This window comes from Streptomyces fradiae (assembly GCF_041270065.1).
In the GTDB taxonomy this organism is placed as follows: Bacteria; Actinomycetota; Actinomycetes; order Streptomycetales; family Streptomycetaceae; genus Streptomyces.
In genome coordinates this window covers 6290045-6311320 of record NZ_CP065958.1, presented here as the reverse complement: position 1 = coordinate 6311320, position 21276 = coordinate 6290045, and the positions used below count along the sequence as shown (strand labels likewise).

Annotated in this window: 17 protein-coding genes; 6 read left to right on the top strand and 11 right to left on the bottom strand. The window is 72.8% G+C overall.

The genetic code is table 11. The annotated features are described in order from the left end of the window. Positions 1–46: 46 nt before the first annotated feature. The 5 genes from JAO84_RS28650 to JAO84_RS28630 form a co-directional block, all read right to left on the bottom strand. Positions 47–1591, bottom strand: a complete 1545-nt coding sequence (locus JAO84_RS28650; RefSeq protein WP_370415408.1) for a peptide MFS transporter — start codon at positions 1589–1591, stop codon at positions 47–49. Between the two features lie 451 nt (positions 1592–2042). Then, entirely contained in the window at positions 2043–4202 is a 2160-nt protein-coding gene (locus JAO84_RS28645; protein WP_370415407.1) for a multicopper oxidase family protein, read from the bottom strand. Between the two features lie 106 nt (positions 4203–4308). Continuing rightward, positions 4309–4932 (bottom strand): hypothetical protein, encoded by a 624-nt coding sequence (locus JAO84_RS28640; protein WP_265868718.1) that lies wholly within the window; start codon positions 4930–4932, stop codon positions 4309–4311. A gap of 85 nt (positions 4933–5017) precedes the next feature. Beyond that, on the bottom strand, positions 5018–6691 hold the full coding sequence (locus JAO84_RS28635) for an FAD-dependent monooxygenase (protein ID WP_370415406.1): 1674 nt from the start codon (positions 6689–6691) through the stop codon (positions 5018–5020). Positions 6692–6992: 301 nt separating this feature from the next. Continuing rightward, positions 6993–8729 (bottom strand): MFS transporter, encoded by a 1737-nt coding sequence (locus JAO84_RS28630; protein WP_370415405.1) that lies wholly within the window; start codon positions 8727–8729, stop codon positions 6993–6995. Between the two features lie 133 nt (positions 8730–8862). Here JAO84_RS28630 and JAO84_RS28625 point away from each other — a divergent pair, with 133 nt between their 5' ends. Continuing rightward, complete coding sequence (locus tag JAO84_RS28625) at positions 8863–9378, top strand: MarR family winged helix-turn-helix transcriptional regulator (protein ID WP_370415404.1); 516 nt, start codon at positions 8863–8865, stop codon at positions 9376–9378. A 62-nt stretch (positions 9379–9440) separates the two neighbouring features. On the opposite strand, the gene JAO84_RS28620 is transcribed toward JAO84_RS28625, so the two are convergent. Genes JAO84_RS28620 through JAO84_RS28610 form a run of 3 tightly spaced genes read right to left on the bottom strand, consistent with a single transcriptional unit; the run spans position 9441 to position 12424 of the window. Continuing rightward, positions 9441–10541: a methyltransferase gene (locus tag JAO84_RS28620; RefSeq protein ID WP_370415403.1), complete on the bottom strand. Its 1101-nt coding sequence runs from the start codon at positions 10539–10541 to the stop codon at positions 9441–9443. Between the two features lie 30 nt (positions 10542–10571). Beyond that, positions 10572–11627, bottom strand: coding sequence for a methyltransferase (locus JAO84_RS28615; protein WP_370415402.1), 1056 nt, complete (start codon positions 11625–11627; stop codon positions 10572–10574). Then, complete coding sequence (locus JAO84_RS28610) at positions 11627–12424, bottom strand: SDR family NAD(P)-dependent oxidoreductase (protein WP_370415401.1); 798 nt, start codon at positions 12422–12424, stop codon at positions 11627–11629. Before JAO84_RS28610 ends, JAO84_RS28615 begins: the two co-directional genes overlap by 1 nt. Before the next feature lie 285 nt (positions 12425–12709). Between JAO84_RS28610 and JAO84_RS28605 the strand changes: the two genes are divergently transcribed. From JAO84_RS28605 to asnB, 5 genes are all read left to right on the top strand, one after another. Beyond that, the gene (locus JAO84_RS28605) at positions 12710–13741 is read left to right on the top strand and encodes a methyltransferase (RefSeq protein ID WP_370415400.1); all 1032 of its coding nucleotides are present in this window, start codon (positions 12710–12712) and stop codon (positions 13739–13741) included. Between the two features lie 143 nt (positions 13742–13884). Next, positions 13885–15087 (top strand): cytochrome P450, encoded by a 1203-nt coding sequence (locus JAO84_RS28600; RefSeq protein WP_370415399.1) that lies wholly within the window; start codon positions 13885–13887, stop codon positions 15085–15087. Positions 15088–15100: 13 nt separating this feature from the next. Then, complete coding sequence (locus JAO84_RS28595) at positions 15101–15373, top strand: ferredoxin (RefSeq protein ID WP_370415398.1); 273 nt, start codon at positions 15101–15103, stop codon at positions 15371–15373. After that, entirely contained in the window at positions 15370–15873 is a 504-nt protein-coding gene (locus JAO84_RS28590) for a hypothetical protein (protein ID WP_370415397.1), read from the top strand. The genes JAO84_RS28595 and JAO84_RS28590 overlap by 4 nt, the downstream gene beginning before the upstream one ends. A gap of 38 nt (positions 15874–15911) precedes the next feature. Further along, complete coding sequence (asnB, locus tag JAO84_RS28585) at positions 15912–17753, top strand: asparagine synthase (glutamine-hydrolyzing) (protein ID WP_370415396.1); 1842 nt, start codon at positions 15912–15914, stop codon at positions 17751–17753. A gap of 116 nt (positions 17754–17869) precedes the next feature. On the opposite strand, the gene JAO84_RS28580 is transcribed toward asnB, so the two are convergent. From JAO84_RS28580 to JAO84_RS28570, 3 genes are all read right to left on the bottom strand, one after another. Continuing rightward, entirely contained in the window at positions 17870–19141 is a 1272-nt protein-coding gene (locus tag JAO84_RS28580; RefSeq protein WP_370415395.1) for a cytochrome P450, read from the bottom strand. 101 nt (positions 19142–19242) lie between these two features. Then, a complete protein-coding gene (locus tag JAO84_RS28575; protein WP_370415394.1) occupies positions 19243–20088 on the bottom strand; it encodes an LLM class flavin-dependent oxidoreductase in 846 nt (281 codons plus the stop codon). After that, the gene (locus JAO84_RS28570) at positions 20082–21269 is read right to left on the bottom strand and encodes a nucleotide disphospho-sugar-binding domain-containing protein (protein ID WP_370415393.1); all 1188 of its coding nucleotides are present in this window, start codon (positions 21267–21269) and stop codon (positions 20082–20084) included. The genes JAO84_RS28575 and JAO84_RS28570 overlap by 7 nt, the downstream gene beginning before the upstream one ends. Positions 21270–21276: the final 7 nt, after the last annotated feature.

Sequence of the window (21276 nt, the reverse complement as noted above, 5' to 3'; positions counted from 1 at the left end):
GGCAGGCGACGCAGCGGGGGCGAAGGCGCCCCGAAGGCGGAGGTGCTCAGACGCCGAGGCGGCGGGTGAGCGGGCGGCGCAGGAGCAGCAGGATCGTGCCCGTGACGAGGGCCGCGGCGGCGAGGCCGAGGAAGAAGCCGGGGCCGGGGACCTGATCCCCGGACGCCTTCAGGGCGTTGGCGCCGATGCCGCCGCCGAGCGCGCCGGAGAGCCAGAACAGGCCCACCATCTGGCTGACGAAGGTCGCCGGGGCGATGGCCGTGGAGGCGCTCATGCCGACCGGGCCGAAGGAGACCTCGCCGGCGGCGAGCAGCAGGAAGGCGACGAGGAGCCACAGCGGCGAGACCTGGGCGCCGCCCGCGGCGAGGCCGGCGGCGGAGGCCATCACCAGGTAGGCGGCGGCCACGGCGCCCATGCCTACGGCGTACTTGGTGGCCGTCGAGAGCCGGTCGCCCGCGCGGGTCCACAGCCAGGCGAAGACCGGGGCGAGGACCAGGACGAAGAACGGGATCGCCGACTGGAACCAGCTGGCGGGCAGGGTGCGGCCGAACACCTCGCGGTCGGTGGCGTGCTTGGCGAACAGCGAGAAGGCGGACCCGGCCTGCAGGAACAGCGCCCAGAAGACCGACGAGACCAGGAACAGCCAGATGTACGTACGGACCCGGACGCGCTCCACGGCCGTCAGGACCGGGTTGCGCAGCAGCCGCCAGAAGCAGATCGCCGGGGACGCCACGGCCAACAGACCGACCAGGATCATGACATGGGGCAGCCGGAAGGCGCCGAGGGCGATGTCGGTGCCGTACGCGAGGACGACCACGGCGACGGCGGCGAGCGCGACCCGCAGCACCCGGGTGCGTTCGGCGGGCGTCGCGGCGCGCTCCGGCTTACGGCCGACCTCGCCGAAGTGCCGCAGGCCGCGGGCGTACTGAAGCAGTCCGGCGCCCATGCCGAGGGCGGCGACACCGAAGCCGAGGTGCCAGTTGACGCCCTCGCCGAGCAGGCCCACGACGATCGGCGAGATCAGGGCGCTGACCTGGACGCTCATGTAGAAGAGAGCGAAGCCGGCGTCGCGCCCGGCGCGGTCCTCGCGGTCGTAGAACGCGCTGAGCAGCCCGGCCATGTTGGGCTTGAGCAGTCCGGTGCCGCAGGCGACGAACAGCAGTCCGGGGTAGACGGAGCCGGTGACGGGCACGGCCATCGTCAGATGGCCGAGGGCGATGAGGACCCCGCCGTACAGGACGGCGCGCTGGGCGCCGAGGACGCGGTCGCCGATCCAGCCACCCGGCAGGGAGGACAGGAAGACGGCCGCCATGTACGCGCCGAAGAGGATGCCGGCGTCGCCCGCGGCGAGGCCGAGGCCGCCGCGCGCGGTGTCCTCCGTCGCGTATAGGACGAGGATCGCGGTCATCCCGTAGAAGCTGAACCGCTCCCAGACGTCGGTGAGGAAGAGGGTGGTGAACCAGCGCGGCCGGCCGGGCAGGACGGAGCGGCGGGCGGGGCGGGTCGGCGCCGGGCCGGGCTCGGGGGCGGGGGCGGTGCTGCTCTCCTGGACCCGCTCGCCGGTGGCGGGCGGTCTGATCGGGGCGGCCATGGGTTCCTCCCTGCGGACGCGGATGTCTCGGACGGTCGCCCGCCGAATCTGGCCGCGCCGGTTCGGGGACGGCTCGAGGATCGCTCGCGTGCCAAAGCAAAGGAGGAGCAGGAGGAGGAAAGGGCGCGGCGCCCGGCCGGGGGAGGTACCGGGCGCCGCGGTTCGAGGGGGCGGGCCGACGGGCAGGGGTCGCAGGTTCCCGCGGCGCCGGGGGCCGGGCCGCACCCCGGCCCCCGGGGAGCCGGTCCTGCCCCGGGCGGATTCCCGAGGGCGCCCGGAGGAGCGCGTCCTGTCGAACCCGGCCCGAGGGCGCCCCGGCACAGGGCCGGAAGCCGTCTCCCTCTCAAGGGGAAGGAAACCGGGCCGCCCTCGGAGCTCGCTCGGGTCCGGCTCGCTCGGGTCCGGCTAGCCCGCGGAGGGGCCGGCACCGGGGTGCCGGCCCGCCGACGTACTAGTCGGGGCGGTTGCCGCTCTTGCCGCCGACCGTGTACGGGGTGGTGACGTTCTCGTACGCGAGGTGCATGACCATGCCGAGCTGGGCGTGGGTGAAGTTGTGGCAGTGGTCCATCCAGATGCCCGGGTTGTCGGCCTTGAAGGCGATCTCCCAGGCCTCGCCCGGGCGGACCAGGACGGTGTCCTGCCAGATCGGGCTGCCGGTCACCGGCTTGCCGTCCTTGCTGAGGACGAGGACGTGGTGCCCGTGCAGATGCATCGGGTGGTCCTCCTGGCCGCGGTTGAGGAAGCGGACGCGGATCGTCTCGCCCTCCTTGACCATGAGCATCGGGGCGTCGGGGAAGACCTTGCCGTTGATGGTCATGCGGAGCGCGAAGCCGCCGTCGTAGAAGCCCAGCCACTCGTCGAGAGTCAGGTCGAAGGTGCGGTCGAAGCGGCTGTTCGCGTCGAACGGCTGGGCCGTCGGCTTGCCGTACGAGGTCTTGTCGAACTCCGGGCCGTCGAAGCGCGGTTCGACACTGCCCCGGCCGTCGGCGGAGAAGGCGATACCGGCGTTCGGGGCGTCCTCGGCGGCCAGCCGGACCGGGGTGTTCGGCATGGTGAACTCGACGTCGAGGCGTCCGGCGCCGGCGACCACGAGGCGGCGGCCGGTCAGCTCACCGGGTTCGTTGATGTCCATGCCGTCGATCGCGGTGACCTTGTACGGGACGCCGGTCAGGGTGAACGTCCTGGTCAGGACGTCGCTGTTGACGAGCCGCAGGCGCATCTTCTGCCCGGGGCGGGCGGTGCGGCGGTCCAGGGTGTCGGAGGTGCCGAGGGCGAGCGTGGGGCCCTGGTCGGTGTCCCAGGAGTGGGCCTGGACGGTGACGTCCTGGTCGACCGGGCGGGTCGGCTCGGCCGGGTCGATGATCATCGGGCCGAAGAGGCCGCGTTGCACCTGCTCGGAGGAGGACTGGTGCGAGTGGTACCAGAAGGAGCCGCGTTCCTTGACGCGGAACCGGTAGGTGTACGTGCCGCCCGGGGCCACGGCGTCCTGGGTGACGCCGGCGACGCCGTCCTCGCCGTTGGGGACGTCGAGGCCGTGCCAGTGGGTGCTGACCGGGGTGTCCTTGAGCTTGTTGACCAGGGTGATCTCGACGAGCTCGCCCTGCTTCATGCGCAGTTCGGGGCCGGGGATCTGGCCGTTGAACGTCCAGGCGTCGACCGTGCGGCCCGAGGCCAGCTTGAGCTTGGCCTCCTGCGCGGTGAGGGTGAACCGGCGGTCCGGGGTGCCGGTCTTCGGGCCCTTCAGCGAGTCCACGGTGACGGCCTTGGCGGCGGCGCTGCCGGCCGCGTGGCCGGTGCCGTGCGTGCCCGTGGTGCCCGTGGCGCCGAGTGCGTTGGTGGCGGTGGAACCGTGGCCTGCGTGGGCCGCGTGTCCGCCGTGGCCCTCGTGGTCGGCGGCGAACGTCGTCCCGCCGCCGTAGTCCATCGTGCCCTTCATCATGGAGAAGGTCTCGGGGAAGCGGCTGCGCTGCGATTCGAGGGTGACCAGGGCGCCGAGCACGCCGATGATCACGACGGTGGTGCCGAGGCGGACCGCGACGCGCCGGCCGCGGGTGCGCTGCGGGGCGGTGGTCCGGCCGGTCAGCCGGTCGGCCCGGCGGCGGTTGCGGAACACCAGCCAGCCGGCGAAGGCCACCAGGATCAGGCCGTAGACCAGGTAGTTGAGCGCGGCGGAACGGTCCGGCGGCAGGAACTTCTCGAAGAAGCCGCCGGCCGCGCCGAAGGCCGCCAGTTGCGGCGGGACGGTGATCCGCGGCGCGGCCAGGGCCGTGGGCTCCTCGGGGCCGCTGCGGCGGGCCGCCGACCACACCTTCGGCAGGCTGAGCACCAGGGTGACGAGGACGCCGGGCAGGAGCAGCAGCAGGGTGGTGATGACGCGCCGGTCACCGACCAGGGCCCAGTTGAGGCCGGCCATCTGGGAGAAGAGCAGCAGCCGCCCGGCGGCGAGCAGTAAACCGAGCAGGAGGAACGGGACGGCGATCCGGGCCCCGCGGCGCAGCCGCCGCGTGTCCGGGCGGGTGGCGAGCCGCCGGACGGTGAGCGCGGCCAACAGCCAGACCGGGAAGAGGATCAGCGAGACGAGAAAATCGAAGATGGCGAGATTGGAATACATTCCTTGCTCCGATCAGCGGGACGAGCCCGGGGCGCTCACGGCCCTCGGGCAGGTCCCTCGACGGGTGGGGTGGTGACGGGACGTCAGGCCGTCCGGTCGACGGCTGTCAGGCCCGGTCGACGGTGAGGGCGCTGGCGCCGCCGAGGACCTCGATGTCGTAGCGGTCCTCGGAGGTCTCGTAGGTCGGTCCGGCGAAGGTGGCCCCGCCGCCGGCGGCGCCGAGGTGCTGGGCGTCGAAGGTGAGCTGGGAGACCCCGCCGTGGACGGCGATCCGGGCGGCCACGTCCTGGGGGCGGCGCAGGCTGACGTTGCTGACGCCGCCGGCGACCCGGATACGCACGGTGCCGCGCGGCCGGGGCAGCGAGACGGAGACATGGCTGGCGCCGCTGCCGAGGTCGAGCCGGGTGAGGACCAGGCCGGACAGGTCGGCGGTGAGCCGTCCGGTGCCGCCGTCGACCTCGATCGCCCAGGCAACGGTGGGGTGGAGGGTGAGGCTGCCGCTGTGCCGGCGGACGGAGAAGGGGTGCAGCCGGCGCGGGTAGCGGACGGTGACGACGCCGCCGGTGGTGTCGATCTCCGGTACGAGACCGGAGAAGCTGCCCTGGTAGAGGTGGTCGCTGTCCTTGGGCTCGGCGGCGAGGGTGAGTTCGGACGCGCCGCCGACGAACTTGAGCAGTCCGGTGGTGGTCGCGCCGAGCGCGTCGCTGAAGGTCTTCTCCTGAGTGGTCATCGGTCATTCCTTCCGTTCGTGCGGTTCACGCATCTGTTGCTGGTGGTGCCGGTGGTACGCGTGGTACGGGTGTGTCGGTTACGGCTCAGGCGCCCGGGGCGCGGTCGAGGACCTGGGCCAGGACCTCTTCGAGCCGGGCCTGGGGCTCGGCGGCGGCGCCGGGCGAGCGCCAGGCCACGAAGCCGTCGGGGCGCACGAGCACCGCGCCGTCGGCGTCCACCCCGTAACGGGAGGCCCAGTCCCCCGCCGGGTCGGCGACGAACTCACCGCCGATCCGGTATACGTCGAGATCGATGCCGAGCCGCTGCGCGGCCGGTCCCGCGGCGTGCTCCCAGCCGCTGCCCTCGGGGCCGGTGAGGAGCACCGGCGCCTCGCCGAACAGGTCGAGGGTCGACAGTTCCTTGCCGCGGCAGCGCACGGTGGTGTGCGGGGCGCGGGTGCCGGGCCGGCCGAGCACGCGCGGGTCGAGCGCGGGCGGCAGCGCCGCCTCGGCGTCCGAGGCGTCCGAGGCGTCCCCGGTGTCGGTGCCCTCCGGGAGCAGGGCGCCGGCCGGGTAGAGCTGGCCGAGGATGGCCGCCGCGTAGCTGGGCCGGCCGTCGTCGTCCTGGTCGTGCGAGCGCTCCTGGAGCTCGGCGAGCGCGTAGTCGATGGTGAAGCGGGCGACGGGGCGGCGCTCGGCCTCGTACGAGTCGAGCAGCGCGGGTCCGGCCGTGCGCTGCAGGACCGCGGCGAGCTTCCAGGCGAGGTTGTCGGCGTCCTGGATGCCGGTCGCCGCGCCGAAGGCGCCGGTGGGCGGCATGGTGTGGGCGGCGTCGCCGACCAGGAGGACCCGGCCCGCGCGGTAGCGCTCGGCGAGCCCGGCGGAGATCTCGAAGCCGAGGATCTTCTGCCCGGTCTTCTCGACCTGGACCTCCAGGCCCTCGACGGCGAGGTCGGGCACGCCGATGGCGGCGCGGATGGCCTCGACGCAGCGGGCCTCGTCGAAGTCCTCGATGCGCTCGCCGCGCTCGGGGTGGTAGGGGGTGTAGAAGACCCAGCGGGAGTCGTCGAGCGGCATGAGCAGGGTGCCGGTGTCGGGCTGGTCGAAGTAGCCGAGGCCGAGGTCGCGGCCGCGCAGCGGCTCGGTGAGGTCGGCCTTGAAGACCACGCTGACGGTGTGGATCAGGGTGCCGGGGCCCTCGACGGCGATGCCGGCGGCCTCGCGCACGGCGCTGCGGACGCCGTCGGCGCCGACCAGGTACTGGGTACGGACGGTCGACTCGGCGCCGGTGGCGGTGTCACGGAGGGTCGCGGTGACACCGTCCGCGTCCTGCTCGAAGCCGACCAGCTCGGTGGACCAGCGCAGCTCCGCGCCGAGCTCGGCGGCGCGGCGGGCGACGACCCGCTCCAGCTTGTCCTGGTCGATGGAGCACCAGGTGCAGGGGGTGACCTCGGAGGTGAGCTCGGGGGCCTCGTCCTGCATCGGTGCGGAGAACATCTCCGGGCCGGCCAGGGTCTCGGCGCGGACCATCAGCTTCTCGCTGAGCTCGGAGGTGAGGGAGCGGTCCGCGAAGATCTCCTCCTCCAGGCCGGTGGCCCGGAAGACCTCGACGGTGCGCGGGTTGAGGATCCGGGCGCGCGGGTGGCCGAGTGCGTCGGGGTGGCGCTCGACGAGCAGCGGCCGGATGCCCCGGCGGGCCAGGAACAGCGCGGTCGAAAGGCCGACCACGGCGCCGCCGACGATGAGAACGGGCGTCTGCTCGGTGGGAGCGGGTGTCATGGGTACCTCTCCGTTCGGGACGTTCGGTCAGGTGCGGGGCGGGGGGTGCGGGCCGGTGGCCCGGTCCGCCCGGACGGCCGCCGCATGCTCGCGGCCGTCCGGGTCGTACGGGGTCGGGCTCGGGTCGTACGGGCTGTGCTCAGGCGGTACGGGTCGAGCCCAGGTCGTACGGCTCGGGCTCGGGTCGTACGGGGGTCGAGCTCGGGTCGTACGGGCGGTGCTCAGGCGGTACGGGTCGGGCTCGGGTCGTACGGGCTGTGCTTAAGCCGTACGGGTCGAGCCCGGGTCGTACGGGTCGGGCTCAGGCGGTGCGGGGCTCCGCCACGCCGGGGCCGGTGGGCTCGGTGCCGGGCTCCGGGGTCTCCTCCCAGGCCTCGTCGTGGTGCCTGGCCTGCTTGGGCAGGAGCAGCACCAGGAGCAGGACCAGGGCGGTCAGGCCGATCTGGGCGAGGATCGTGCGCTGCAGGGCGGCGGAGAAGACCTCGCGGCGGGCGTCCTGGGCGGCCGCGCCGATGGCGGCGCCGGCCTGCGGGTCGGTGACCTGGGTCAGCGGCGCGCAGCTGGCGGGCTCGACGGTCGGGTCCTTGGACTTGGTGCGCTCGGTGAAGCAGGTCTGGAAGGTCTCCGTCAGCCTGGCCTGGTCGGCCGGGGAGACGTGGGTCTGGACGAGTGCGGTGCGCAGCTGGCCGCCGGCGTCCTTGGCGGCGGTGTCGGCGCCGGTGCCGAGGAAGCCGATGAAGAGGGCGCCGATGACCGCGATGCCGAGGGCGCCGCCGACCTGCTGGAAGGCGTTGACCACGCCGGATCCGGCGCCGGCGTGCTCCGGCGGGACGTCGGTCAGGATGAAGTCCAGGATCGGCGCGATGATCATGCCCATGCCGAGGCCGCCGACGAGGAGCGTCGGGAGCAGCGACCAGGAGCCGATCTCGGCGCCGCGCAGCTGGATGGTGAGGGCGATGCCGGCGAGGCCGGTGGCGAGCAGGACCGCGCCGATGACCATGACCTTGCGGCCCAGCTTGGCGGTGAGGACGGTGGCGGAGAAGGCCGCGCCGAAGCTGACGCCGAAGGACCAGGGCACTCCGGTGAGGCCGGCCCGCAGGGCGGAGAAGCCGAGGCCGTTCTGCAGGAAGAGGATGAAGATCAGGAAGTGGCCGATGGTGACCGCGAAGAACACCGTGTTGGCGACGATGCCGGCGGTGAAGGAGCGGCTGCGGAACATCGAGGGCACGATCAGGCCGGGGCGGCCCGCGTCGCCGAGGCGGCGCTGGTGGGCCCAGAAGATCGCGAGCACCGGTACCGAGGCGATCATCGAGACGAAGGTCCACAGCGGCCAGTCGAGCTCGCGGCCCTGGACGAGCGGGACGAGCAGCAGCAGGAGCCCGACGGTGAGCAGCAGGGTGCCCGTGACGTCCAGCTTGATCGACTCGGTGGAGCGCGACTCGCGGATGACGGCGGAGGCCGCGAGGAACAGCAGGATGCCGACCGGCAGGTTGATCAGGAAGACCATGCGCCAGCCCTGGCCGAACAGGTCGGCGTCGATGAGCAGGGCGCCGATGATCGGTCCGCCGACGGTGGCGAGACCGGCCACGCCGCCGAAGGCGCCGAGGGCCGCGCCGCGCTCCTTGGGCGGGAAGGCGGCGGTGATGATGGAGAGCACCTGCGGCACCATGAGCGCGGCCATGGCGCCCTGCAGCACCCGGGCGGCGACCAGCATCTCCGGGCTGCCGGCGAAGCCGCACAGCACGGAGGCGACGGTGAAGCCGGCGACGCCGGTCAGGAAGAGCTTCTTGCGTCCGTACATGTCTCCGAGCCGGCCGCCGAGGATCAGCAGGACGGCGAAGGAGAGCAGGTAGCCGGCGACCACCCACTGCACGGTGGCGTATCCGGTGGTGAGGTCGGCCTGGATCGACGGGATGGCGACGTTGACGATCGTGGAGTCGAGCAGGTCCATGAACGCGGCGAAGAGCACCACGATCAGTGCGACCTTGCGCTTCGGGTCCCCCTCGACGGGCGGGGCAGCCGCGGACGGGTTCGACATGGTGCACCTCTCTTTGATCTAGACTGACCAAGACAATCAGCAACTCGGATGCTTACTAGGCAGGAGTCTCTTCGACTCGTTATCTTAGTTGCTGAGATAACGATGAGGCAAGGTAACTGGAAGGACGGGACGTATGTCAAGCGCGGAACGTGCGGAACGCGCACAACTGACCGCGGCCGTGGATCAGGAGCTGCGTGGTCTGGTGAGCCAGTCGGTGCTCTTCCACCAGGCGGTCGCCGACCGCCTCGGGCTGAGCGTCCTCGACCTGAACTGTCTCGGGGCGCTGGTGGCCCGCGGCCCGATGGCGGCCGGGCAGCTGGCCGAGGAGAACGGGGTGACCACCGGAGCCATCACCGGGGTCATCGACCGCCTGGAGGCGGCCGGCCACGTGCGTCGCGATCGGGATCCGAAGGACCGTCGGCGTGTCCTCGTCACGCCGATGCCCAACCTGGAGGCGAAGGTCTTCCCACTGTTCGAATCGCTCGGCAGCTCCCTTGCCGAGCTGTGCGAGCGGTTCACCGAGAGCGAGCTGGAAACGGTCCTCGACTTCGTCCGGTCGGCCGCGCCGATCACCCACGAAGAGGCGGTGAAGCTCCGGGCCGGCAAGAGCGCCGCCAAGGGCTCCAAGCGGGCGGCCGCCGCCAAGTGAGCCTGGGGCGGGGGCGGTTGCGGGCTGGTGCGTAACGAGCGTACGCACCAGCCGCCGCCCCGTCACCCGGGTATTCGGCCGACCACCAGGCGCAGCGGAGTGCCGCTCGGCACGACCCCGGCGTACTCGAGTCCGGCGCGCTCGAACATCGCTCCGTACTCCTCGGCCGTACGCTCCCAGCCGCCCATGACGAGCAGCATGTGCAGGTCCATCAGGGCGTCCCAGGGCGTCTCCGGCGGATCGGCCACCAGCTGCTCCAGGAGCACCACCCGGCCGCCCGGGCGGCCCGCCTTGAGGCAGTTGGCGAGCACCGTGTGGCAGGCGTCGTCGTCCCACATGTGCAGCACCTGGCGGATGACGTACACGTCCGCCTCCGGCACCCCCTCGAAGCAGTCGCCGGTCACCAGTTCGGTCCGGTCGCCCAGCGCGCCCCCCGCGCGCAGCTCGGGCAGCGCCGCCGAGATGGCGTGCGGACGGTCGAAAAGCACGCCCTTGACGCCCGGATTGCCTTCGAGCAGCGACTTCAGCAGGCTGCCGTGGCCGCCGCCGACATCGCACAGGGTGTCCACGCCCGCCAGGTCGAGCGCCGCGACCACGCCCGGGTTCATGGCCCGGGACTGCGCCGCGTACCCCTTCAGGCAGGTCTCGCCGGCCGCGTTGTCGTCCTCGTGGAAGTACGTGAACAGGTCCTTGCCGTACGTCTCCTGGAAGGCGCAGCCGCCCGTACGCACGCTCTCGGCGAGCTTGCCCCACATCTCCCAGCCCCAGTGCGAGCCGGTCAGCATGATGTCCGTGACCGAGCCCGGCGCGTCCGAGCGCATCGCCCGCGACATCGGGGTGTGCGCGTAACTCCCGGGCGCCGCCTGCCGGAAGATGCGGAAGCCCACCAGGGCCCGCATCAGGCGCTTCAGCGCGGGGACGTCCGCGCCGACGGCGGCGGCGATCTCCTCGACCGTGGCCGGCTCGTCGCCGACCGCGTCCGCGAGCTTCAGCTGGGCCGCGGCCTGCACCACGGCGCTCGCCCACATGCCCCAGCCGAGCTCCGCCACCGCCTGCGCGGGCGGCGGGCCGATCACGGGCGCGCCCTCGCAGGCCTCCACCCGGTCGTCCGCCCGGTCGTCGGACCGGTCGCCGGTCCTGTCCTGTGTCAGTTCAGCCGACATCCTCAACCACCTTGACTCACCGGGGCCTTGTCAGGCCCGGACGGATTCGATCAGTGCGATGGGGGCCCGCTCGTGGCCGGCCAGCGGCAGCCGGCGGCAGTCCTCGAAGCCCGCGGCGGCGAGCAGCCGCCGGTACTCGTCCTCGGTGCGCGCCCGGCCGCCGGTGAGCACCATGAACTCCACGTCGTTGGCGTGCACGTGGGAGGAGTGCTCGGTGTACTCCCAGTCGAGCAGCACGAGCCGGCTGCCCGGCTCCGCCGCCTTGGCGCAGTGCGCGAGCAGCTGGGCGGCGGCCTCGTCGTCGAGGTCGCACAGCACGTTCTTGAGCAGATAGAGGCTGCCTCCGGCCGGGACCTCGGCCCGGAAGTCGCCGGGCACCAGCTCCACCCGGCCGGTCAGACCGGCCTGCTCGAAGGTCTCGCGGGCGTAGCCGATCGCCCACGGCAGGTCGAGCAGCACGCCGTGCGCCTCGGGGACCTCCCGGAGCACCCGGGCGAGCACGGTGCCGGGGCTGCCGCCGACATCCACGATCTCCCGCTCCCCCGCGAGCGAGACGCTGGCGACCAGCGCCTCGGCGGCCTCGACGGAGAGCGAGGCGCAGGTCTCGGCGTAGCTGCGGGCCTCGTCGGGGTGCGCGGCGTAGTACTCCCAGTGGTCCATGCCCCACACGGTCCGGGTGGCCGGGCAGCCGGTGCGGACCACGTCGGCGACCAGCTCCCAGGGGCGGGTCATGCCGGGCGCGTTGACGGCGATGCTGAAGCCGCGCAGGGACGGCACGTCGGAGCGGAGCAGGTGACCCGCCGGGGTGAGCTCCCAGAGCCGTACGGCCGCGGAGTCCTCGGCTCCGGCGGCCGGTGCGACCAGGCGGTGCAGCTCGCACACCCGCAGGAAGCGCTCCAGGCTGGGCCCGTGGGCGCGGATGGCCTCCGCGATCTGCTCCGTGGTGCGCCGGCCGTCGCCGAGCGCGTCGGCGATCCGCAGTTCGGCCATGCCGCGGGCGACCAGGCCGGCCGACCACTGGAAGGGCTGCAGGGTCTGCAGTTCGCGCAGCGGACTGAACGCCGCTGCCCGGCTCCCCGGCGTCATCAGTGCCCGCCGTCGACGTAGACGACGTTGCCGGTGATGTTGCCGTTGGCCGGAGAGGCCAGGAACAGCGTGGTGTTCACGACGTCCGCGACCGTGGAGAAGTGCAGGAAGGGCATCGCCTTGTTGAGCGCGGCGCGGGCCCCCTCGGCGTCGAGGCCGGCGACCCGGTCGCGTACCTCCTCGGGCAGCTTCTCCAGGAGCCCCTCCGTGACCACCGGGCCCGGCGCCACACAGTTGGAGAGGATGCCGTGCTCGAACAGCTCGGTGCCCAGGGTGCGGCTCAGGCCGTGCAGGGCCGACTTGCTCGCCGCGTACCCCTCCGCGCCCTTCAGTCCGCGCTGCACGATGGCCGCCGACATGAACACGATCCGGCCGCCGCCGCGCGGCTTCATCGCCGGCAGGGTCGCCTGCACGGTGTGGAAGGCGCCCTCGACCTCGGCGCGCAGCGGCGGCAGCCACCGCTCGGCCGGGATCTCGTCGAAGGCGGGCGCGTGCGGGCTGGGGCCGCCGGACGCCGAGGCGTTGACCACCAGGGCGTCGATGCCGCCCCACGCGTCCCGTACCTCCGCGACCGCGGCGCGCACGGAGTCCGCGTCGGTCAGGTCGAGGCGGACCGGCAGCGCCTCGCCGCCGGCCTCCGCTATCTCGGCGGCCACGGCCTTGGCGTTCTCCACCCGGCTGAGATAGGTGAGCGCGACCCTGGCGCCCTCGTCGGCGAAGGCGCGGGCGAGCGGGCGGCCCAGGCCGCCGCTGCCGCCGGTGATCAGTACGACCTTGTCCTTCAGGCCGAGTTCCATGGCAACTCCCGTCCTTTCCGGCGGTGCGCCGGTGTCGACACGTCAGGCCCGCTCGCGCACACGCGGGCACCGCACCCCAGCTTGGAGATCGCGGCTGGAGTGTCACTTGAGCGGCCGCGACGCTCCCTCGAACACCGCTCGCGAGACGCGGACCACGGCGCCGCGAGCGCCGGTCCATCGGGAATCCAGTTCGGATTGAGGTCCGGTCCGGATAGTTCACCGGGCGTGCTCACCAGACCGGGCGCGGCCTCGACTCCACCGGAACCACCTGAAAGGAACCGGCGCATGACCAAGACCCGTGAAGAGCAGGGATCACTGGACCTGAACGGCATCATCCAGCTCGGCATGGCGTTCGGCAGCGCGAAGATCCTGCTCACCGCGAACGAGCTCGGCCTGTTCACCGTGCTGAGCGACAGCGGGCCGGCCACTGAGGAGGAGATCCGCGGCAAGCTGGGTCTCCACGAGCGCGGTGCCCGCGAGTTCCTCAACGCCCTGGTCAAGCTGGGCCTGCTGGCGCGGGAGGACGGGCGTTACGGCAACACCAAGGCGGCCGACACCCACCTGGTCAAGGGCCGGCGGACGTACGTGGGACGCTTCCTCAGCCGCTCGAACAGCGTGCTGTACGGCGCCTGGGGCGGCTTCACCGAGTCGCTGAAGAGCGGTGAGTCCCAGATCGAGGGCCACGGCGACGACAACATGTTCAAGCACCTGTACCGCTCCGAGGAGCAGATGCGGGACTTCGTCGCCATGATGGACGCGCTCAACTGGGCGGTCGGCCCGGAGCTCGCCAAGGCGTACGACTGGAGCAAGGTCAAGACCGTCACGGACGTCGGCGGTGCCCGGGGCAACCTGGCCGCGACGCTGATCGACGCCCACCCGCACCTGAAGGCCACCGTGTTCGACCTGCCGGCCGTCGAGCCGGCGTACGAGGACCACATCGGCGGCCTCGGCCTCAAGGACAAGATCGCCTTCCACGGCGGCGACTTCTTCGCCGACCCGGTCCCGGAGGCGGACGTCGTCATCATCGGGCACGTCCTGGAGGACTGGTCGCCGGAGCGCCGCAAGCAGCTCATCAAGTCGGCGTTCGACGCCCTGAAGCCGGGCGGCACCCTGCTGGTCTACGACCCCATGCTGGACGACGAGCTCAGCCCGCTGAACAACCTGCTGACCAGCCTCACCATGCTGGTGGTCACCCACGGCGGCTCCGAGTACCGGGTCGACGACTGCCGGGCCTGGATGACGGAGGCCGGCTTCGCGGAGACCTCCGCCGAGCTGCTCGACACCAACGACATCCTCGTGATCGGCCGCAAGAAGTAAGGCCGCTTCTCACGGCCCACGCGTCACGGGCGGCGCCTCCGCGATCCCGCGGCGGAGGGGCTGCCCGCGCGTGCATCTCCGCGCACCACACCCCGTTCCGTGCATGCACCACTCGATCCGTGCACCACCCCGAAGGGATACCGATGTCGATCGACGAGGCACCGCCGGCCTTCCCCTTCCCGGCGCCGGACACGTTCGAGCCGCCGGAGGAGTTCCGCCGGCTGCGCGAGCAGGCTCCGGTGGCCCGGGTGACCCTTCCCACCGGCGACCGGGCCTGGCTCATGACGCGTTACGCGGACGTGCGCGCCGCCCTGGTCGACCCGCGGCTCAGCCGGGCCGCCGCCGAGGCGCCGGACGCGCCCCGGATGGGCAACACCACCCCCGGCCCGAAGACCATCCTCGGCATGGACGCCCCGGACCACTCGCGGCTGCGCCGCCTGGTCATGCAGGCGTTCACCGCCCGCCGGGTCGAGGCACTGCGCCCCCGGGTCGAGCAGCTGGCCGAGGAGCAGATCCGGCTCGTCCTGGTCGCGCCGCGGCCGGTCGACCTGATGTCCTGCTACGCGCTCAGCCTGCCCATCAAGGTGATCTTCGAGCTGCTCGGCGTGCCGTACGAGCACGTGGACCGGCTGCACGCCTGGAGCGAGGTCATCTTCAGCCTCGGCGGGCACAGCGTCGAGGAGGTCAAGGAGGCCCGCGGCGAGATCATCGGCTACCTCCGGGGCCTGATCGAGCAGCGCCGCGAGGAGCCCGCCGACGACCTGCTGAGCGTGCTCGTGCACGCCCGGGACGAGGGGCAGCAGCTGTCCGAGGACGAGCTGCTCGACTTCGCGATGATCATCATGACGGTCGGGCACCAGTCCACCGCCAACTCGCTGAGCACCGCGCTCTTCACCCTCCTCCACCACCCCGACCAGCTGGCGCTGCTGCGCAAGAAGCCGGAGCTGATCCCGGGCGCGGTCGAGGAGCTGCTGCGGTTCAACCCGTTCGTCTTCACCGGCACCCAGCTGCGGGTCGCCACCGAGGACCTGACGATCGGCGAGACCGGGATCAGGAAGGGCGAGGCCGTGATCGCCTCGCTGGGCTCCGCCAACCACGACGGCGAGGTCTTCGCCGACCCGGACCGCTTCGACGTCGAGCGCACCCCGAACGTGCACCTCTCCTTCGGCTACGGCATCCACCACTGCCTGGGCGCCCAGCTCGCCCGCCTGGAGATGCAGATCGCGCTGCGCACGCTGATCGAGCGGCTGCCGGACACCTTGAAGCTGGCGGTGCCGGCCGACTGGCTGACCTGGAAGACCGGGCTCACCGCCCGCGCGCTCGTCAATCTGCCGGTGACCTGGTGACCCGGGGGCGGCGATGAGCGAGCAGTGGCGGATCACGGTGCAGAAGACCTGCCGCCGCAGCGGGATCTGCGCCGCGGCGGCGCCCCGGTACTTCTCCGTGGGCGAGGACCACCGCACCCGGCCGGCGGCCGGCCCGGTGGACCCCGACCCGGAGCTGATCGACGTCGTGGAGGCCTGCCCGGCCGAGGCGATCACCCTGACCGACGTGTCGACCGGCCGGCCGGTCGACCTCGCCGCCCCGGAGGCGGCCGTACGACCACCGGAACCAAGAGAGGTACGCCCATGAATCCCCAGCGCAGCACCCGCCGTTCCCTGCTCAGAAGGGCCGGCTTCCTCGGTTCGGCGCTCGCCGTCGGCGCCGCCGCCCCGGCCGCCGCCGCGGCGCCCGACCAGGGGCCCGGACACCGCCACGGGAACCGGCGGCCCTCGCCGGTCGGCAGCTGGTCGGTGGTCGTCACCATCGAGGGCGTACCGGACGTCGAGCACGCGCACTACTCGTTCGGCGCCGACGGACAGCTGATCCTGCAGACCCACCGGCACACCCACACCGGCATCGGCACCTGGGAGTGGGCCGACGACGGCGCCTTCGTGTACGTGACGCGGGGCCTGCGCTCCGACGCCGACGGGGGCCTGCTGAGCGAGCTGCGGATCCGGCACACGGGCCGGTTCGGCGCGGACGGCACGTTCACCTCGACCGGCACGGGGCAGGCCCTCGACGCCGGCGGCAAGGTCCTGATGGAAGTCCAGTCCACGGCGGTCGGCACCCGGTTCGGTGTCGACGGCTGACCGGCCCCGGCCGGGACGAAGCGAAGGAGAGTGCTGGCATGTGTGGCATCGCCGGCTGGGTGGACTTCACAGCCGATCTGCGTCAGGAGGGCGCCGTCGTCCGGGAGATGACGACGACCATGACCCTGCGCGGCCCCGACGCCGGCGACGTGTGGATCGCTCCGCACGCCGCACTGGGCCACCGCAGGCTCGCCATCATCGACCTGGAGGGCGGGGCGCAGCCCATGGTCGCCGAGGAGGGCGGCCGGGTGCAGGCCGCCCTCACGTACGCGGGCGAGGTGTACAACTTCCGTGAGCTGCGGGAGGAACTCGTCCTCAAGGGGCACCGCTTCCGGACCCGCAGCGACACCGAGGTGGTGCTGCGCTCCTATCTGGAGTGGGGCGAGTCCTTCGTCGACCGGCTGAACGGCATGTTCGCCTTCGCGATCTGGGACGCGCGCAGCGAGGAGCTGCTCCTGGTGCGCGACCGGGTCGGCATCAAGCCGCTGTACTACCAGCTGCTTCCGGGCGGCGGGGTGCTCTTCGGCTCGGAGCCGAAGGCGATCCTGGCGCATCCGCGGGCGAGCCGCACCATCGACGCCGAAGGGCTTCGCGAGCTGTTCGGCGGGGTGAAGGCGCCGGGCGCCGGGGTGATCTCCGGGATGCCGGAGCTGGCCCCGGGGCATGTGCTGCGGGTGTCCCGCGACGGGCACCGGCTGCGCCGCTACTGGCAGTTGGAGGCGCACGAGCACCCGGACGACCTGCCCACCACCATCCGTACGGTGCGCGAGCTGCTCGAGGACATCGTCACCCGCCAGATCGTCTCCGACGTGCCGCTGTGCACGATGCTGTCGGGCGGGCTCGACTCGTCCACGCTGACCGCGCTCGCCGCGCACGCCAAGGAGAAGGACGGCAGCGGCAAGGTGCGTTCGTTCGACGTGGACTTCGTCGGCTACCTCGACAACTTCGAGCCGGACCTGACCCATCCGACGGCGGACTCCCCGTACGTCCGGCAGGTCGTCGACCACGTCGGCGCCGACCACCGGCACATCCTGCTCGGCAACACGGAGATGATCGACGCCGCAACCCGTCGGGCGGTGGTCCACGCGCTCGACTGGCCGGTGCTCATCGCGGGCCCCGGTTCCATGGACATCTCGCTGTATCTCCTCTTCCGGGCGATCCGCGGGCAGTCGACGGTGGCGCTGACCGGCGAGTCGGCGGACGAGCTGTTCGGCGGCTATCCGTGGTTCCACCACCCCGAGTACGGGCAGCCGGGCACCCTGCCGTGGAGCCTGGCGCACAACCTCGGCATGCCGGCCCTGTTCGGCCCGGTCACCACCCGGGTCGACGTCCGCGGCCACCAGGCGGACCAGTACCGGCAGGCCGCGGCCGCGGTGCCGCGGATGCCCGGGGAGAGCGGCCGGGCCCGGCAGTTCCGGGAGTCGACGTACTTCTTCCTGACCCGCTTCATGCGCACCCTGCTCGACCGCAAGGACCGGCTCAGCATGGCCGTCGGTCTGGAGGTGCGGGTGCCGTTCTGCGATCACCGGCTGCAGGACTACGTGTTCAACGCGCCGTTCGAGTTCAAGACCTTCGACGGGCAGTGGAAGAGCCTGCTGCGGGCGGCGGCGAAGGACCTGCTGCCGGAGGCGGTGCTGAACCGGCCGAAGACGGGCTATCCGATCTCCAACGACGCCGCCTACGACCGCTACGTCCAGGAGCGGTTCGCCAAGCTGGTGGCCGGCGGGGACTCGGCGGTGCTTCCGCTGCTCAACCCGACGATCGTCGAGGACGTGCGCCGGGACGCGACGGCCGCGGCCGGGCTGACCCGGATCGAGATCGACATGGCGCTGCACCTCGACGAGTGGATCGCGGCGTACGGACTCGGCCTGGCGGTCTGAGGGTCAGCCGTACGACACGAGGAAGCTCCCCCGTCCGGGCCGGGACGGGGGAGCTTCTTCGTGTCGTACGAGTCGGGTCGTACGGGTTCATGTCGTACGGGCGCTGTCGGCCGGTGTCACCAGGCGACCGGGAGGTCCGCAGGCCGGCGGAAGGCCATCCCGGACACCCAGCGCAGCTCGTCGGTCGGCACCGCGAGGCGCAGCCCGGGGAAGCGGTCGAGCAGGCCCTCCAGGGCCAACTGGAGCTCCATCCGGCCGAGTTGGGCGCCCAGGCAGTGGTGCAGACCGTGCCCGAAGGTGAGGTGCGGGTTGTTCTGCCGGGTCAGGTCGACCCGCTCGGGGCGCTCGAAGACCTCCTCGTCGCGGTTGGCCGAGGTGATCGCCGGAAGGACCGCGTCGCCCTTGCGGATGACCGCCCCGCCGAGCTCGACGTCCTCCTTCGCGATCCGCATGGCGCCGGCGCCGCCGCCCGCCACCGAGAAGCGGAGCAGCTCCTCCACGGCGCCCGGCACCAGCGAGCGGTCGGCGACCAGGCGCGCCCACAGCTCCGGGTCGCGCAGCAGGGTGATCAGCGCGCCGACCAGCTCGCCGGTGGTGGCGTGGTAGCCGGCCACGAGCAGGGTGTGGCCGAAGGCCAGCAGCTCCTCCTCGGAGAGCCGGTCGCCGTCCTCCTCCCGGGCCTCGATGAGATGGGTGAGCAGATCGTCGGCGGGCTCCTTCGCCTTGGCCGCGATCAGCTCGCCGAGATAGCCGTTGAGTCCGCGCCGGGCCTCCATCACCGCGTCCGGCGAGTGCGCGGAGATCGACAGCATCACGTCCGACCAGACCCGGAACCGGTCCTGGTCGACGAGCGGCACCCCGAGGAGTTCGCAGATGACGGTGATCGGCAGCGGCTGGGCGAGGTGGGCGATCAGGTCGGCGGGGGCGCCGCCGGCGGCCATGGTGTCGAGCAGCCGGCCGGTGATCTCCTGGACGTGCGGCCGCATCCGCTCGATGTGCCGGGCGGTGAAGGCCCGGGCGACCAGCTTGCGAAGGCGCGTGTGCTCGGGCGGGTCCATGGTGAACAGCGACTTGGAGCCCTTGGCGACCGGCAGCAGTCGGGGCGCGTCGGGCTCGGTCAGCGCCGCCTTGCTGAACCGCGGGTCGGCGAGCACCTGCCGTACGTGCTCGTAACGGGTCACCAGCCAGGCCCGGTGCCCGGTCGGCAGCGTCACGGGAGCGACGGGCTCGGTGCCGCGCAGCTCGGCGTAGGCGGGGGCGGGCTCCAGCGGGTCGGGCACGGGCAGCGGGAAGGTCAGCTGGGGGCACGTGGCCGAGCTGCTTTCGGCGGGGCACCGGGCAGGGCGCTCAGTGGCGCTGGGGCTCGCGGCGGTGCTCTCGGCGGTCATGGGTCCTCCTTGGGAGCGTGGTCAGCACGACGGACGCCGCTCCGCGAGCGGAACGGCGTCCGGTGGGGCGGGTGGTCGCCCGGCGGCACCTGGGACGAGGCCTACAGCACGGCGTCGGCGAGGCGGTCGAGCTGGTCGGGTCCTGAGTCGCAGGGCATGAAGACGATCTCGGCGCAGCCCGCGTCCTGATAGGCCGTCACCGCGGCCCGCAGGCGGGACGGTTCGGTGAGCGCCATGGTGACGATCGACTCGGCGCGGCCCGAGAAGGCGTAGTAGTCGGTGAGATAGCGCTGGGCCAGGGTCTCGGCGCGCGGGCCGAGCGAGAAGTAGAGCAGGGTCATCAGATGTGGGCGGCCGGTGCGTCCGTGCCGCTGCCAGGCGGCCTCGACCCGGTCGGCGTTGGCCCGGTAGCCGCTGGGCGAGCTGCCGCCGGCGATCCAGCCCCGCCCGTACTGCGCGGTCCTGCGGAAGGCGGCCGGGGAGGTGCCGCCGAGGATCAGCGGCAGCTCGCCCTGCGGGGCGGGGCCGAGGCCGCTCGGTCCCGCGCCGCCCCAGATGTCGCGCAGTTCGGCGAGCATCGTGTCGAGGAGTTTGCCGCGCGCCGCCGGGTCGACGCCGGAGACGGTGAAGTCGTCGTCGCGGTTGCCCGCGGCGAGCCCCAGGGTGAGGCGCCCGCCGGCGATCCGGTCGAGGGAGGCGAGCTGCTTGGCGAGCAGCGGGGTGTTGTTGCGGTACGGGGCGGTGAGCACCGTGGTGGCGAGGCCGATCCGGTGGGTGACGGCGGCGGCCGCGGTGAGGGCGATCAGCGGGTCGTAGTTGTCGTAGACGAGGCGGTCGAGCACACCGAGGGTGGCGAAGCCGTGCTGCTCGGCCCGCCGGGCCCAGTCGGTGATCCGATCCCCCGCGGCGCCGGGGACGGTGGCGGGCAGTCCGACGCCGATCAGCACGGCCGGCCCCCTTCGGTCGACTCCACGAACTCCGCAAGTTGTTCGGCGACCCGCGCCGGGGTCGGCCGGCGGGCGTTGTCGTCGCGGATCCCCTCGGCGGCCTTGCGGTACGCGGGCTCGTCGAGGAGGGCGCGGACGGCGGCTCGCAGGCCCTCCGGGTGGGCCTCGTCGCGGGTGAGCGAGAGTCCGGCGCCGGTGGCGGTGAACCGCTGGGCGTTGAAGCCGTGGTCGATCAGCTGCGGCACGACGAGCTGCGGAAGCCCGGCGGCGAGGCCGGTCAGGATGGTGCCGGCGCCGCCGTGGGCGACGACCAGGTCGCAGTGCGGCAGCACGCAGTGCAGCGGCACCGACTCCAGGACCTTGGCCCGGGCGGGCAGTGCGCCGAGCAGCGGGCGCTGCTCGGCCGCGACGGCCACCACGATCCCGACGTCGAGCGCGTCGAGCGCGGCGACGACCTCGCCTGCGAGCATCATCGAGGGGTCGAGGCGGCCGACCGTGGTGCCCCAGGTGACGCAGACCCGGGGCCGCTGGCGCTCCGCGGGCGGCAGCGGCACGGGGATCCGGCCGGCGCCGTTGTACGGCACGTAGCGCATCGGCAGCCGGTCGAGCGGGCCCGGCCGGGACTCCTCGGGCACCTGCATCGCGGGCGGGCAGAGGTCCACGGTGAGCGCCCCGAGGACGTCCGCGGACTCCGGGCCGCACAGGCCGAAGCGCGCGAACAGCGGGGCGAGCGCGTGCTCCTCGGCCTCCTGGGTGGCCTGCCGGTGCATCAGGTCGGCGCCCCAGGGCAGCCGTACGGCCCGGGCGCCCGAGGCGGCGGCCGCGAGCGGTCCTGCGTACGCGGTGGGCTCGTGCACCACCAGATCGGGGCGCCAGGCCCGGGCGAACGCCACCAGGTCGTCCGCCATCGCCTCGGCGAGCTCGGCGAAGAGGGTCACCGCGCGCGGCCCGCGGCCCGCCGGGCCGGGCGTCCGGCCCGGGATGTAGTCGCGGATCCGGGCCACCGCGTCGAGGTCGTGCCCGCCCGGCGCGTACGGCAGTCCGGCGGCGGTGACGTGGGCGGCGAGGCCGGGCGGGGCGGCCACCCGTACCTCGTGGCCGGCCGCGCGGAGCGCCCAGGCCAGCGGCACCATCGGGTAGAAGTGGGTCGGCCAGGCCCAGCTGACGAACAGGACGCGCATCGGACGC